This is a genomic window from Shewanella sp. LZH-2 (genome assembly GCF_016859145.1).
Classification (GTDB): domain Bacteria; phylum Pseudomonadota; class Gammaproteobacteria; order Enterobacterales; family Shewanellaceae; genus Shewanella; species Shewanella xiamenensis.
The window spans coordinates 207,509-221,689 of record NZ_CP069350.1 but is presented as its reverse complement, the minus strand read 5'-3'; the positions used below and the strand labels follow the sequence as shown (position 1 = coordinate 221,689).

Annotated in this window: 8 protein-coding genes; all 8 read right to left on the bottom strand. The window is 47.2% G+C overall.

The window, feature by feature from the left end; translation table 11 throughout:
- Positions 1-14: 14 nt before the first annotated feature.
- Positions 15-326, bottom strand: coding sequence for a 30S ribosomal protein S10 (gene rpsJ, locus JM642_RS01000; protein ID WP_011070616.1), 312 nt, complete (start codon positions 324-326; stop codon positions 15-17).
- Positions 327-656: 330 nt separating this feature from the next.
- Complete coding sequence (gene tuf / locus JM642_RS00995) at positions 657-1,841, bottom strand: elongation factor Tu (RefSeq protein ID WP_055647561.1); 1,185 nt, start codon at positions 1,839-1,841, stop codon at positions 657-659.
- A 71-nt stretch (positions 1,842-1,912) separates the two neighbouring features.
- Positions 1,913-4,009 carry an elongation factor G gene (gene fusA, locus JM642_RS00990; protein WP_037418387.1) on the bottom strand — a complete coding sequence of 699 codons (2,097 nt, stop codon included), beginning with the start codon at positions 4,007-4,009 and terminating at the stop codon, positions 1,913-1,915.
- Between the two features lie 78 nt (positions 4,010-4,087).
- Entirely contained in the window at positions 4,088-4,558 is a 471-nt protein-coding gene (gene rpsG, locus JM642_RS00985; protein WP_011070613.1) for a 30S ribosomal protein S7, read from the bottom strand.
- An 80-nt stretch (positions 4,559-4,638) separates the two neighbouring features.
- Complete coding sequence (gene rpsL / locus JM642_RS00980; RefSeq protein WP_011070612.1) at positions 4,639-5,013, bottom strand: 30S ribosomal protein S12; 375 nt, start codon at positions 5,011-5,013, stop codon at positions 4,639-4,641.
- 179 nt (positions 5,014-5,192) lie between these two features.
- Positions 5,193-9,410 carry a DNA-directed RNA polymerase subunit beta' gene (gene rpoC, locus JM642_RS00975; RefSeq protein WP_203432529.1) on the bottom strand — a complete coding sequence of 1,406 codons (4,218 nt, stop codon included), beginning with the start codon at positions 9,408-9,410 and terminating at the stop codon, positions 5,193-5,195.
- Positions 9,411-9,493: 83 nt separating this feature from the next.
- Complete coding sequence (gene rpoB / locus JM642_RS00970; protein WP_055647562.1) at positions 9,494-13,531, bottom strand: DNA-directed RNA polymerase subunit beta; 4,038 nt, start codon at positions 13,529-13,531, stop codon at positions 9,494-9,496.
- Positions 13,532-13,773: 242 nt separating this feature from the next.
- Positions 13,774-14,142 carry a 50S ribosomal protein L7/L12 gene (gene rplL, locus JM642_RS00965; protein WP_007644333.1) on the bottom strand — a complete coding sequence of 123 codons (369 nt, stop codon included), beginning with the start codon at positions 14,140-14,142 and terminating at the stop codon, positions 13,774-13,776.
- Positions 14,143-14,181 lie beyond the last annotated feature (39 nt).

Below are 14,181 nucleotides of genomic sequence, written 5' to 3'. Positions count from 1 at the left end.
TCTAAGGATCTCAATTAACCCAAGCTAATCTGTACGTCGACACCAGCCGCAAGATCTAAACGCATTAGAGCGTCTACAGTCTTTTCAGTTGGCTCTACGATGTCAACCAGGCGCTTGTGAGTACGTAATTCGTACTGGTCACGAGCATCTTTATTAACGTGCGGAGAGATCAAAACGGTATAACGCTCTTTGCGCGTAGGTAGTGGAATAGGACCACGTACTTGGGCGCCAGTACGCTTAGCAGTTTCAACGATTTCCGCTGTAGACTGATCAATTAAGCGATGATCAAACCCTTTTAAGCGGATACGGATTCTTTGGTTCTGCATTGACCAGAGCTCCTAAAATGGACACATAAAAAATCACCCTCTAGCTTCTTCCTTACTGGAAAAGCAGAGCGAGATGATTTAACCGTTCGACTCCCAATCGGAGCCGCTATGATAATGATAAGTTCAAATACTTGTCATTTAATTCGTTAACCTAGGTTAACGAGGGGGCCATTATACTCATCTGAAATCAGATTTCAAGCCCGCTGTGTAAATAGTCATCAAAAACTATTCAACGTCAGAGTGGCGAGCATTTTACACAAATTTCAGAATAACACCAGCCCAAAATAAAAAAGGAAGCCTAAGCTTCCTTTTTTCTAATCACAATTGCTATTAAGCAATGATCTTAGCTACAACACCAGCGCCTACTGTACGGCCACCTTCACGAATTGCGAAGCGTAAACCTTCGTCCATCGCGATTGGGCAAATCAGCGTAACAACCATCTTGATGTTGTCACCAGGCATTACCATCTCTACGCCTTCTGGCAGTTCAATAGTACCGGTTACGTCAGTTGTACGGAAGTAGAACTGTGGACGGTAGCCTTTGAAGAATGGAGTGTGACGACCACCTTCTTCTTTTGACAGAACGTAAACTTCTGATTCAAAAGTAGTGTGTGGGTTGATTGAACCTGGCTTAGATAATACTTGACCACGTTCTACGTCATCACGCTTAGTACCACGTAATAAAATACCACAGTTCTCACCTGCACGACCTTCGTCAAGCAGCTTACGGAACATTTCTACACCAGTACAAGTTGTCTTGGTTGTAGTGCGGATACCAACGATTTCTACTTCGTCGCCCACTTTAACGATACCACGCTCTACACGACCTGTTACTACTGTACCACGGCCAGAAATAGAGAATACGTCTTCGATTGGCATCAGGAATGGCTTATCGATATCACGCTCTGGCTCTGGAATGTAAGAGTCTAAAGCTGCTGCCAGCTCAAGGATCTTCGCTTCCCACTCTGGCTCGCCTTCTAGCGCTTTCAGAGCTGAACCTTGGATTACTGGTAAGTCATCACCTGGGAAGTCGTATTCTGATAACAGTTCACGTACTTCCATTTCCACTAATTCTAACAGCTCAGCATCGTCAACCATGTCACATTTGTTCATGAATACGATGATGAATGGTACGCCAACCTGACGAGACAGCAGGATGTGCTCACGTGTTTGTGGCATTGGACCGTCTGTAGAAGCAACTACCAGGATCGCGCCGTCCATCTGTGCAGCACCAGTGATCATGTTTTTAACATAGTCAGCGTGGCCTGGGCAGTCTACGTGTGCGTAGTGGCGAGTTGGGGTGTCATACTCGATGTGAGAGGTATTGATGGTAATACCGCGCTCACGCTCTTCTGGAGCGTTATCGATTTGAGAGAAGTCTTTAGCTTCACCACCGTAGGTCTTAGCCAGTACGTGAGAGATAGCTGCAGTCAGAGTGGTTTTACCATGGTCAACGTGACCGATGGTGCCCACGTTTACGTGAGGCTTACTACGTTCAAATTTAGCTTTTGCCACGATATATTCCTTTCTTTTCAGAATAGTCCTGCATTGACAGGACCATATTACATTTATGTCGTAACTGGAAATTAGCTACGAGATTCAATAATCGCTTTCGCAATGTTTTGCGGTGCATCAGTGTACTTCAAGAACTCCATGGAGTAAGAAGCACGACCCTGAGTTGCAGAACGCAAATCAGTTGCATAACCAAACATTTCAGAAAGAGGCACTACTGCATGGACTATTTTGATGCCACCAAAGCCATCATCCATACCTTCAATCAAACCACGGCGACGGTTTAAATCACCAACAACATCACCCATATAGTTTTCTGGAGTAGTTACTTCTACTTTCATGCAAGGTTCGAGCAACACAGGTTTCGCCTCAAGCGCACCCTTTTTGAAGCCCATAGAACCCGCAATTTTGAACGCCATTTCATTCGAGTCCACATCATGATATGAACCATCGAACAGAGTGACCTTCACGTCCAATACAGGGAAGCCAGCGAGAACGCCATTCTTCATCTGCTCTTGGATACCTTTATCAACCGCAGGGATGAATTCACGTGGAACTACACCGCCAACGATTGCGTTGATAAATTCGTAACCAGCGCCTTCTTCATTAGGCTCTAGTTTTAACCAAACATGACCGAATTGTCCACGGCCACCTGATTGGCGTACAAATTTACCTTCAGCCTCAACTGATCCACGAATGGTTTCACGGTAGGCCACTTGTGGCTTACCTACGTTACACTCAACACCAAATTCGCGACGCATACGATCAACGATAATGTCTAAGTGTAACTCACCCATTCCAGAAATCAGTGTTTGTGATGATTCTTCGTCAGTCTCAACCCGGAATGAAGGATCCTCTGCTGCAAGTTTTTGCAGTGCGATACCCATTTTGTCCTGGTCGGCTTTTGACTTAGGTTCAACGGCAATGGTAATTACAGGTTCTGGGAACTCCATGCGTTCCAAGATTACTTTGTGGTCATTATCACAAAGTGTATCACCCGTGGTTACGTCTTTTAGACCAATAGCCGCGGCAATATCACCTGCACGGACTTCTTTCAGTTCTGTGCGGTCGTTAGCGTGCATCTGCACGATACGGCCAATACGTTCACGTTTCTGTTTAACAGAGTTGTAAACGCCAGAACCTGATTCGAGTACGCCTGAGTACACACGGATAAAGGTTAAAGTACCCACAAACGGGTCTGTAGCAATCTTAAATGCCAACGCCGCAAAGGGGGCATTGTCATCTGATGGGCGCTCAACTTCTTGCTCATTGTCATCGATGCCCTTAATCGGTGGCACATCGACTGGTGCTGGCAAGAATTCTACTACCGCATCAAGAACCGCTTGAACGCCTTTGTTCTTAAATGCAGAACCACAGGTCGCTAAAACGATTTCATTATTTATAGTACGTTGACGCAGTGCTTTTTTGATCTCTTCTTCTGACAGGGTACCTTCTTCAAGATACTTGTCCATCAGTTCATCAGAGGCTTCAGCGGCTGCTTCAACCAGATACTCATGCATTTCAGCCGCTTTAGCTGCTAAATGTGCAGGGATCTCTTCATAAGAGAACGTCATCCCCTGGTCCGCTTCGTTCCAGTTAATGGCTTTCATCTTGATTAAGTCGATCACGCCAGTGAAGTTTTCTTCTGCGCCGATATTTAATTGGATCGGTACACAAGTTGCTCCAAGGCGAGTTCTGATTTGCTTCACTACACGTTCAAAGTCCGCGCCTGCACGGTCCATCTTGTTGACAAATACGATGCGTGGAACGCGGTATTTGTCAGCTTGACGCCATACGGTTTCTGATTGAGGTTCAACACCTGAAGCACCACAGAAAACCACAACAGCGCCGTCAAGAACGCGCAAAGAACGTTCAACTTCAATAGTGAAGTCAACGTGACCAGGGGTATCGATGATATTGATGCGGTGTTCAGTGAATTGAGCATCCATACCACGCCAGAAAGTAGTGACAGCAGCCGAGGTGATAGTAATACCACGCTCTTGCTCTTGCACCATCCAGTCAGTGGTCGCGGCGCCGTCATGCACCTCACCGATTTTATGAGACAAACCGGTATAGAACAGAACACGTTCTGTTGTGGTGGTTTTACCTGCGTCCACATGAGCACAAATACCGATATTACGATAACGCTCAATTGGGGTTGTACGAGCCACGATTATACCCTCTCCACCAAAACCTAAGTCTTGGCAATATCAACAACAATGGTGTGGGCCTAAGCCCACACCATCAGATTACCAACGGTAATGAGCAAAGGCCTTGTTAGCTTCAGCCATGCGGTGCACGTCTTCACGCTTCTTAACAGCAGTACCTTTGTTTTCAGACGCATCTAGCATTTCACCTGCTAGACGTAAAGCCATAGATTTTTCACCACGCTTACGTGCAGCTTCAACTAACCAGCGCATCGCCAGTGCGTTACGACGCACAGGACGAACTTCACATGGTACCTGGTATGTAGAACCACCCACGCGACGAGATTTAACTTCGACTGATGGGCGAACGTTGTCCAGGGCTGCTTCAAGGATGTCTAAATGGTTAGCGCCTTTCTTTTCAGCGATAACATCAAGAGCCTTGTAAATGATTTTTTCAGCAGTCGACTTTTTGCCGTCCTGCATAATGACGTTGATGAACTTAGCCAGCAACTCACTGTGAAACTTTGGATCTGGTAGGATTTTACGTTGTCCTACAACGCGACGTCTTGGCATAACAATTCTCCGTATGCTTCAGGGATTTCCAAAACTGGAATTCTCAAAATAAACTAGCTTGGCCTTACTTAACGGATACGTTAAGACTTAGGACGCTTAGCACCGTACTTAGAACGGCTTTGGCGACGTGAAGTCACGCCTGCACAGTCTAATGCGCCACGAACAGTGTGGTAGCGAACACCAGGTAAGTCTTTAACACGACCACCACGGATCAAAATCACGCTGTGTTCCTGCAGGTTGTGGCCTTCACCGCCGATGTACGAAGTAACTTCGAAACCGTTAGTTAGACGCACACGAGCTACTTTACGTAGTGCAGAGTTAGGTTTTTTAGGGGTAGTTGTGTACACACGTGTACAAACACCACGCTTTTGTGGGCACGCATTCAACGCAGGCACATTAGTCTTGTCGACTTTTGGCGCGCGTGGCTTACGTACCAACTGGTTTACAGTTGCCATGTATAGCTCCGAGTCAGTTGAATCAAACTCAACGATAAGGTGTGAAAAATCTATATCCCACAATGGTGGGACGCGGAATTTTAGAAAGGTAAAGCCTAACTGTCAAGAAATAGCCAACTTTTGCGGCATATTCCAATGAAAAAGGCGCCAACGGCGCCTTTTTGTTACAAACTGATTACTTAATCTTGACTGCCAGCCAAGTTTAAGAGGTCTGCAAGGTTTTGTTCCGCTTCGCTTGCAGTGATCTTATTCACTACAACCGGCTCGTCTTTCTTAGCACGAGCATCATTACGGGTCTTGTGATAAGCGTAACCAGTACCGGCTGGGATCAGACGGCCAACGATTACGTTTTCTTTCAGACCACGTAAGTTATCAGACTTACCACCTACGGCAGCTTCTGTCAGTACGCGAGTTGTTTCTTGGAACGATGCTGCAGAGATAAACGATTCTGTTGCCAGAGACGCTTTGGTAATACCTAGCAGTTCACGTTCGAAGGTCGCAGGCACTTTACCTTGTTCGATCAGGTCGCGGTTAGCGATCTTCACGCGAGACACTTCTACTTGTTCGCCTTCTAAGAACTCACTGTCACCCGCAGAGGTGATCACGCACTTACGCAGCATTTGACGGATGATCACTTCGATATGCTTATCGTTGATCTTCACGCCTTGTAGACGATATACGTCTTGTACTTCGTTCACAATGTAGTTAGCTACGTTGTGGATGCCACGTAGACGCAGAATGTCGTGCGCCGCTTCTGGACCGTCAGCAATAACTTCACCACGTTCGACTTTTTCACCTTCGAACACGTTTAAGTTACGCCATTTCGGGATCATCTCTTCGTACTGTTCACCGCCATCCGCTGGTGTAATCACCAGACGACGCTTGCCTTTAGTCTCTTTACCAAACGAGATGGTACCAGAGATTTCTGCCAGAATTGCAGGCTCTTTTGGCTTACGGGCTTCGAACAGGTCGGCAACGCGTGGTAGACCACCCGTGATGTCGCGTGTTTTAGACGATTCTTGTGGAATACGTGCTAACGCGTCACCCACGGCGATTTGCGCGTTGTCGTCAAGGTTAACGATCGCACTGCCTGGTAAGAAGTATTGTGCTGGTACTTCTGTACCTGGGATCATCAGGTCGCTACCGTCGGCGCCAACCAGACGGATCATTGGGCGCATTTCTTTACCCGCTGAACCACGTTGACCCACGTCGAGGATCACGATTGATGACAGACCAGTCAGTTCGTCTGTTTGACGAGTCATGGTCACGCCGTCGATCATATCAACGAACTTAATACTACCCGCCACTTCAGTGATGATTGGGTGAGTATGTGGATCCCAGTTAGCGATAATGTCACCGGCTTCAACTGACGCTTCTTCCAGCTTTTCAAGCACAGTACCGTAAGGCACTTTATAACGCTCTTTCTCACGACCTAATTCGTCGATGATTGCCAGTTCAGAAGAACGAGAAACGATAACCAGCTTGCCGTCTGTGTTTGTTACGTACTTAGCGTTGTGCAGTTTCAACGAACCTGAGTTCTTCACTTGAACGTTGTTTTCTGCAGAGGCACGTGACGCAGCACCACCGATGTGGAACGTACGCATCGTTAACTGTGTACCAGGTTCACCGATGGATTGTGCAGCCACAACACCGATCGCTTCACCGTGGTTGATGATATGGCCACGGGCCAAATCACGGCCGTAACAGGCAGCACACACACCAAAATCGGTATCACAGGTAATGACTGAACGAACAATCACTTCATCGATTGAATGCTCTTCTAACTTGTCACACCATGCTTCATCGAGCAGGGTGTTACGTGGTGCAAGCACGTCTTCGGTGCCTGGATAGAACACATCAACAGCAACCACACGACCCAGTACGCGTTCACGTAATGGCTCAACCACATCACCACCTTCGATCAGCGGCTTCATGGTTAGACCTTCGTGAGTACCACAATCGTCTTCAATGACGACTAAGTCTTGAGCAACGTCTACCAGACGACGAGTCAGGTAACCCGAGTTCGCTGTCTTCAATGCAGTATCGGCAAGACCTTTACGCGCACCGTGAGTAGAAATAAAGTACTGAAGTACGTTTAGACCTTCACGGAAGTTAGCGGTAATTGGCGTTTCAATGATCGAACCGTCTGGTTTCGCCATCAGACCACGCATACCCGCTAACTGACGGATCTGTGCAGCACTACCACGAGCGCCAGAGTCGGCCATCATGTAAATGCTATTGAACGAAGCTTGTTTTTCTTCAACGCCATCACGGTTAATCACTGTCTCAGTTGACAGGTTTTCCATCATCGCTTTAGAAACTTTTTCGTTCGCACTTGCCCAGATGTCGATAACTTTGTTGTAACGCTCACCAGCTGTTACGAGACCTGATTGGAACTGCTCTTGAATTTCGAGCACTTCAGCTTCAGCGTCAGCAACTAAGGTATATTTCTCGTCTGGAATAACCATGTCATCGATACCAACAGAGGCACCAGAGATGGTTGCAAAACGGAAACCGGTATACATCAGTTGGTCAGCGAAGATAACGGTATCTTTCAGACCTAATTGACGGTAACAGGTATTCAACAGCTTAGAAATCTGCTTTTTGCCCATGTTCTGGTTAACCAGATCAAATGACAAACCTGCTGGCAGAATCAATGACAGCAGAGCACGACCGACTGTGGTATCTACGATACGACGTTGTTCAGTACGCTCACCATTGTCACCGATAACGGTTTCAGTGATACGCACTTTCACGCGGGCATGCAGTTCAGCAGCGCCAGTTGCATAAGCTTTTTCAACTTCAGCAACAGACATAAAGTACATACCTTCACCACGGCCGTTAATACGCTCACGGCTGGTGTAGTACAGACCTAATACCACGTCTTGTGATGGAGTGATTACAGGCTCGCCGTTGGCTGGTGACAGGATGTTGTTGGTAGACATCATCAGGGCACGGGCTTCAAGCTGCGCTTCCAGTGTTAACGGTACGTGTACCGCCATTTGGTCACCGTCGAAGTCGGCGTTGTATGCCGCACAAACGAGTGGGTGTAACTGGATGGCTTTACCTTCAATCAGTACAGGTTCGAACGCTTGGATACCGAGTCTGTGCAGTGTTGGTGCACGGTTAAGCATCACTGGATGTTCGCGGATCACTTCATCCAGAACGTCCCAAACTTCCGCCACTTCACGCTCTACCATCTTCTTAGCCGCTTTGATGGTTGTCGCTAAGCCACGACCTTCCAGCTTGCCATAGATGAATGGCTTGAACAGTTCCAGTGCCATCTTCTTAGGAAGACCACATTGGTGCAGACGTAAAGTAGGACCTACGGTAATTACCGAACGACCAGAGTAGTCTACACGCTTACCTAACAAGTTCTGACGGAAACGACCTTGTTTACCTTTGATCATATCGGCCAAAGATTTCAGAGGACGTTTGTTAGAACCGGTAATAGCACGACCACGACGACCGTTATCTAATAGCGCATCAACAGACTCTTGTAACATACGCTTTTCGTTGCGTACGATAATGTCCGGCGCAGCTAAATCTAACAGACGCTTCAAACGGTTGTTACGGTTGATCACACGGCGGTACAGATCGTTCAGATCTGAAGTCGCGAAGCGGCCGCCATCGAGCGGTACCAGCGGACGTAAGTCAGGTGGTAACACAGGCAGTACTTTTAAGATCATCCACTCTGGCTTGTTACCAGAAGTGTGGAACGCTTCCATCAACTTAAGACGCTTGGTCACTTTCTTGCGACGAGTCTCAGAGTTGATTGATGGCAGCTCTTCACGCATTTGTTCGATTTCTTTTTCAAGATCGATTGCGCGCAGCAGTTCTAATACCGCTTCAGCACCCATCTTGGCTTCGAATTCGTCACCGTACTCTTCTAATGCGTCCAGATAGTTTTCTTCTGTCAGCATTTGGCCACGCTCAAGGCTGGTCATGCCAGGCTCGATCACGACGAAAGATTCAAAATACAGTACGCGCTCGATATCACGCAGCGTCATGTCCAGCATTAAACCGATACGGGACGGCAGTGATTTCAAGAACCAAATGTGGGCAACTGGGCTAGCCAGTTCAATGTGACCCATACGCTCACGACGTACTTTAGTCTGGGTAACTTCTACACCACACTTTTCACAGATCACACCACGGTGCTTCAAACGCTTGTACTTACCGCACAAACATTCGTAATCTTTGACTGGGCCAAAGATACGCGCACAGAACAGACCTTCACGCTCAGGCTTGAAGGTACGGTAGTTAATGGTTTCTGGCTTCTTAACTTCACCAAAAGACCAAGAACGGATCAGATCAGGCGATGCCAGACCAATTTTGATGCCGTTAAATTCTTCAGTCTTGCTTTGCTGTTTCAGAAACTTTAATAAGTCTTTCACGTTTCTCTCCTGAAGGAGTTAAACCGGGTGCTCCGCGACTGCGGAGCACCATTCTGTTGCCAAACGTTACCTTAAGGCGACGCTTATTCCTGATCCAACTCGATATTAATACCGAGTGAACGGATCTCCTTCAGTAATACGTTGAAGGACTCTGGCATGCCAGGCTGCATCTGATGGTTACCGTCGACGATGTTCTTATACATCTGAGTACGACCGTTAACGTCATCCGATTTCACGGTGAGCATTTCTTGAAGCGTATAAGCGGCACCGTATGCTTCGAGTGCCCACACTTCCATCTCCCCGAAACGCTGACCACCGAACTGAGCTTTACCGCCCAATGGTTGTTGAGTCACTAAGCTGTACGAACCGGTAGAACGGGCGTGCATCTTGTCATCAACTAAGTGGTTCAGTTTGAGCATGTACATGTAACCAACAGTTACTGGACGCTCAAATTCGTTACCGGTACGACCATCAAATAATTTCAGCTGACCAGAGGTTGGCAAGCCTGCAAGCTCAAGCATCTGCTTGATCTCTTTCTCTTTAGCACCGTCGAAGGCTGGCGTAGCAACTGGGATACCGCCTTTCAGGTTGTTCGCTAAGCGCAATAACTCATCGTCAGTGAATGAATCGATGTCAACGCGCTGCTGCACTTCGTCACCTAATTCGTACACTTGCTTGATGTAGTTACGAACTTCTGCAAGTCCCTTCTCGCGCTGATCTTCCAGCATGGCAGCAATCTTGTTACCAATACCTTTAGCCGCAGCACCTAAGTGAACTTCAAGAACCTGACCGATGTTCATACGTGATGGAACGCCTAGCGGGTTCAACACGATGTCCACAGGGTTGCCTTGCTCGTCGTACGGCATGTCTTCAATTGGGTTAATCTTAGAGATAACACCCTTGTTACCGTGACGACCCGCCATCTTGTCACCAGGTTGGATAGTACGTTTAACCGCTAAGTAAACTTTAACGATCTTCAGTACGCCTGGGGCCAAGTCATCACCTTGGGTGATTTTGCGACGTTTGATTTCAAACTTCTTATCGAAGTCTGCTTTCAGCTCTTCATGCTGTTCAGCTAATTGCTCAAGCTCAGTTTGTTTGGCTTCATCGTCAATGACTTGAACCAATACATCTTTACGTGGCAATGCTGCGATCTGTGCTTCAGTGAAACCGGCACTTAATAATAAGTTGCGCGCACGGCTCAACACGCCTTCTTCAAGGATCTTGAACTCTTCGCCTAAGTCTTTACGAGCTTGGGCAATGTGCATTTCTTCGATTTCAATGGCGCGTTTGTCTTTCTCAACGCCATCACGGGTAAATACCTGAACGTCGATGATGGTACCTTTAACAGAGTTAGGTACACGCAGTGAGCTGTCTTTCACGTCAGACGCTTTCTCACCGAAGATGGCGCGCAGTAACTTCTCTTCTGGAGTCAGTTGTGTTTCGCCTTTTGGCGTCACTTTACCTACCAGAATGTCACCGCCCTTCACTTCTGCACCGATGTAAACGATACCTGACTCGTCGAGTTTCGACAGAGCAGATTCACCTACGTTTGGAATGTCAGCAGTGATTTCTTCGCTACCCAGCTTGGTATCGCGAGCGATACAAGACAGCTCTTGAATGTGGATAGTGGTGAAACGGTCTTCCTGTGCAACACGCTCAGAAATTAAGATCGAGTCTTCGAAGTTGTAACCGTTCCAAGGCATGAACGCGATACGCATGTTCTGGCCAAGGGCTAAGTCACCTAAGTCAGTAGACGGACCGTCTGCTAACACGTCACCACGAACCACTGGCTCACCAACTGAACAACATGGACGTTGGTTGATACACGTGTTTTGGTTAGAACGGGTGTACTTAGTCAGGTTGTAAATGTCGATACCGGCTTCGCCTGGGCGCAGCTCGTCTTCATTTACTTTAACGACGATACGGCTCGCATCAACGTAATCGATCACACCGCCACGTTTAGCGGCGACTACTACGCCTGAATCCACAGCTAATGTGCGTTCAATACCTGTACCTACTAGCGGCTTTTCAGAGCGCAATGTTGGTACTGCTTGACGTTGCATGTTCGCACCCATCAATGCACGGTTGGCGTCGTCGTGTTCTAAGAACGGGATCAGAGACGCAGCAACAGAAATGATCTGTTGTGGCGATACGTCCATGTATTGAATGTCAGACGCGCGCATAAAGGTAGATTCACCTTTGTGACGACAGGCGATCTGCTCTTCAACCATGCGGCCTTCAGAGTCAACTTCGATGTTCGCCTGTGCAATCACATAACGACCTTCTTCAATCGCTGACAAGTATTCCACTTCGTCAGTGATCACACCGTCTACCACTTTGCGGTATGGGGTTTCTAAGAAGCCGTATGAGTTAGTACGGGCAAAGCTTGCTAATGAGTTGATTAGACCAATGTTTGGACCTTCAGGGGTCTCAATTGGACATAAACGACCATAGTGCGTTGGGTGTACGTCGCGGACTTCGAAGCCTGCACGTTCGCGGGTCAAACCACCTGGGCCTAGAGCAGAAATACGACGCTTATGCGTTACTTCTGACAGCGGGTTGTTTTGATCCATAAATTGTGACAGCTGAGAAGAACCGAAGAACTCTTTCACTGCAGCAGAAATTGGCTTAGCGTTGATTAAGTCTTGTGGCATCAGCTCGTTCAGATCGCCTAATGACAGACGTTCACGCACGGCGCGCTCAACACGGACCAGACCAACACGGAATTGGTTTTCAGCCATCTCACCCACAGAACGAATACGACGGTTACCTAAGTGGTCGATATCGTCCACTTCGTCGAAGCCGTTACGGATGTGAATGATGTTCTTCATTACTGCAACGATGTCTTCTTTAGACAGTACGCCACTACCTTCGTCATCAGGAATGCTGAGACGACGGTTGAACTTCATACGACCGACTTTCGACAGGTCATAACGTTCTTCGCTGAAGAATAAGTTTTGGAACAGGGCTTCTGCTGCATCTTTGGTTGGTGGCTCACCAGGACGCATCATGCGGTAGATCTCAACTAACGCTTCTAAGCGGTTAGTGGTTGGATCGATACGCAGAGTGTCAGAGATGTAAGCACCGTGGTCCAGCTCGTTAATATATAACGTGCTCAGCTCTTTGATGCCTGCCAGTGATAACTTAGCTAAGTCTTCTAAGCTGATTTCACTGTTAGCAGAAACTAATACTTCACCCGTGTCCGGATCGATGTAATCTTGAGCAGCATATTTGCCCACGATGTACTCAACTGGTACTTCGAGCTCAGTGGTGTTGGTTTTTTCGAGTTGGCGAATGTGACGTGCAGTCACGCGACGGCCCGCTTCAACCAATACAGTACCTTCAGCATCCTTGATGTCGTAGCTGGCGGTTTCGCCACGCAGACGCTCAGGGACTAAGGTCATAACCAAAGTATCTTTCTTGATCTTGAACTCAACGCGTTCGAAGAACAGGTCAAGGATCTCTTGAGTAGAGTACTCTAATGCACGCAGAATGATGGTCGCTGGTAATTTACGGCGACGGTCGATACGTACGAATAGTGCATCTTTAGGATCGAATTCAAAGTCTAACCATGAACCACGGTAAGGAATGATACGTGCGTTATATAGCACCTTACCTGATGAGTGGGTTTTACCACGGTCGTGATCGAAGAATACGCCTGGGCTGCGGTGTAATTGAGAAACGATTACACGCTCAGTACCGTTGATAACAAAGGTACCGTTGTCAGTCATCAATGGGATATCACCCATGTAGACTTCTTGTTCTTTAATATCTTTTACAGTGCCGGCCGCTGCTTCACGGTCATACAACACCATGCGTAATTTAACGCGCAGTGGAGCTGAATATGTAACACCACGGATCTGACACTCTTTCACATCAAAAACAGGCTCGCCAAGCTTATAGCTGACGTATTGCAGTTCTGAATTACCAGAAAAGCTCTTGATGGGAAAAACGCTACGGAAGGCGGCTTCAAGACCGCGCTCACCGGTAGGATCTTGATCGGTGAACTTCTTAAAAGAGTCTAACTGAATAGACAAAAGGTAAGGAATATCCAACACCTGTGGACGCTTACCAAAGTCTTTGCGAATACGCTTCTTTTCAGAATAGGAGTAAACCATGGGTTTCCTCTGCTTACGAGATGTGACCAAGACTGAATCAATAACTTAAGTTATTACATTCAGCACGTTTGCCCATCACCGTTGATGGCAAGAACCTAACCAGTAATCTCTGCTAGGGACTGCAAAATCTGGCGACAAACGGTGAAAAAAAATCGCCGGCGCATATAGCGCAAAAAAGGCCGACGGTTAAAAAACCGCCAGCCTCCACCCAAGTGGCTTGGGTGAGCAAGCTAAATAATAGCTTACTTGATTTCTACTGAAGCACCAGCTTCAACTAGTTCTTTCTTCAGAGCTTCAGCTTCTTCTTTAGAAACGCCTTCTTTAACTGCTACTGGAGCAGCTTCAGACATTGCTTTAGCTTCTTTCAGGCCTAAACCAGTTGCGCCACGGATGGCTTTAATAACTGCAACTTTGTTGTCGCCGTGTGCAGTCAGAATTACGTTGAATTCTGTTTGCTCTTCAACAGCAGCAGCAGCTTCGCCACCACCAGAAACAACAGCAGCAGCGGCAGAAACGCCGAACTTCTCTTCCATTGCTTCGATCAGTTCAACAACTTCCATTACAGACATAGCTGCAAAGGCTTCTAAAATTTGGTCTTTAGTGATAGACATAACAAATGTTTCCTATTGTTCTGAATTCAATTCTATTAA